This is a genomic window from Prosthecobacter sp. (assembly GCF_020439865.1).
In the GTDB taxonomy this organism is placed as follows: domain Bacteria; phylum Verrucomicrobiota; class Verrucomicrobiia; order Verrucomicrobiales; family Verrucomicrobiaceae; genus Prosthecobacter.
In genome coordinates this window covers 1-1,505 of the sequence record NZ_JAGRPF010000188.1, presented here as the reverse complement: position 1 = coordinate 1,505, position 1,505 = coordinate 1, and the positions used below count along the sequence as shown (strand labels likewise).

2 protein-coding genes are annotated in these 1,505 nt (G+C 59.7%); both read right to left on the bottom strand.

Annotated elements, in window-relative coordinates; genetic code table 11:
- On the bottom strand, positions 1–322 hold a 322-nt coding region (locus tag KDL09_RS20920; RefSeq protein WP_294389433.1), incomplete at its 3' end, for a LacI family DNA-binding transcriptional regulator.
- Between the two features lie 128 nt (positions 323–450).
- Positions 451–1,505, bottom strand: a 1,055-nt coding sequence (locus KDL09_RS20915) for a DNA-binding transcriptional regulator (protein WP_294389432.1), incomplete at its 5' end; no start/stop codon positions are given.

The window sequence follows — 1,505 nt, the reverse complement described above, 5'->3', positions numbered from 1 at the left end:
CCGCCTCCACTTCGGCGGACTCCTGCGAGTCGGCCAGCAGCACGGTGTAGCCTTGGGCACGGGCGGAGCGCTCCACCGCACGGGCGAGCGCGGCGAAAAACGGATTGGAGATGTCGGGGATGATCACGCCCAGAGTGCGCGTGCTCTGCAGGCGCAGGCTGCGCGCGAGCTCATCCGGTCGCACGCCCATCGCGGCGGCTTCATCGAGGATGCGCTTCTGCGTGTCCTTCGCGATGCGAAACTCGTCACCACGTCCCGAGAGCACACGCGAAACCGTGCTGGCGGAGATGCCGAGATGCTGGGCTAGAGATTTGAGGTTCATGCAGGGCGAACGCATTCCTTATCAAACCAGCAAACAAAGGAAACAACAGAAACAGCGGAACGTCCCACGGCTCACCCAGTGTATGCCTGTCAAGACACCGGCATTTCGCAATAAACCAAAGGTTCCGATCAAACCACCCTCCTTTTCCGGAACTCGCCGGGAGTGATTCCGTGCCGTTTACGGAAAGCCTCCGCCATGTACTGCGGATGCGCGAAGCCACAGCGAGCGGCGATGGCATCCAGCGTGAGCTCCGTCTGGCTTAGCAGCTTTTCCACGGCGGCAAAACGCATGCGATTGATCTCTTCGCCCGGACTGCGACCGATCAGCGCCTTCATTCGTCGTTCAAGGACCGTTCGGGAGAGTGCCGCTTCGCGGGCCACGGCCGAGACATCGATCTGCTCGGTGGCTTTTTGACGAATGAACCTCAGGGCTGTAGCGATTCGGGGGTCTTCCACGGCAACAATGTCACTGGACTGCCGGGTGACAATTTCACCCGGAGCGTGCAGATGCTGCTCGCCTGGAACAGGAATCCGAACCTTTCTCATCCACTCGTCGAGAACACGCGCCGCATCATGGCCGACCGCCCGACCGCGCAACCGCACGCTGGAAAGAGGAGGAGATGCAGTCTCGCAAAGCATGTTGTCATTTTCAGCTCCTACGACCGCCAACTCCTCTGGAACCGCGATTCCCGCGCGCCGAGCCGCATCAAGCACCCAGAAACCGAGCTGATCATTCACCGCAAAAACACCGACAGGCTTTGGCAACTCGCTCAACCACGTTACTAGATCGTTTTGATGCTGCTCCCAGTTCGCGCCTTTCGGCTGAAACACGGGAGACTCAAACCCAAATCCACGAACGGCTTCGCAGAAACGCTCTCTGCGTTCGACGAAAAACGCCTCGCTCATGTCCTGCACGCAGGCAAAACGATGAAAGCCACGATTGCGGAAATGCTGGGCGACACGCGCGCCGACGGCACTGTTGTCGATGCCGACAAATGGGAAGGAATGCGCCAGTACCGAGGTGCGCATTTCAACCACCGGAAGCCGAGTGGCCTTGAGCTGGCGAAGCATTTTGTCGTCGAGGGTGCGGGAGAGAATGCCATCGCCAGACCAATTCTTCAGCCACTCGGGGAAACTGCTGCGCAAGTCGCGCGGTTCCAGATACAAGGACCATGCGTCGTGCT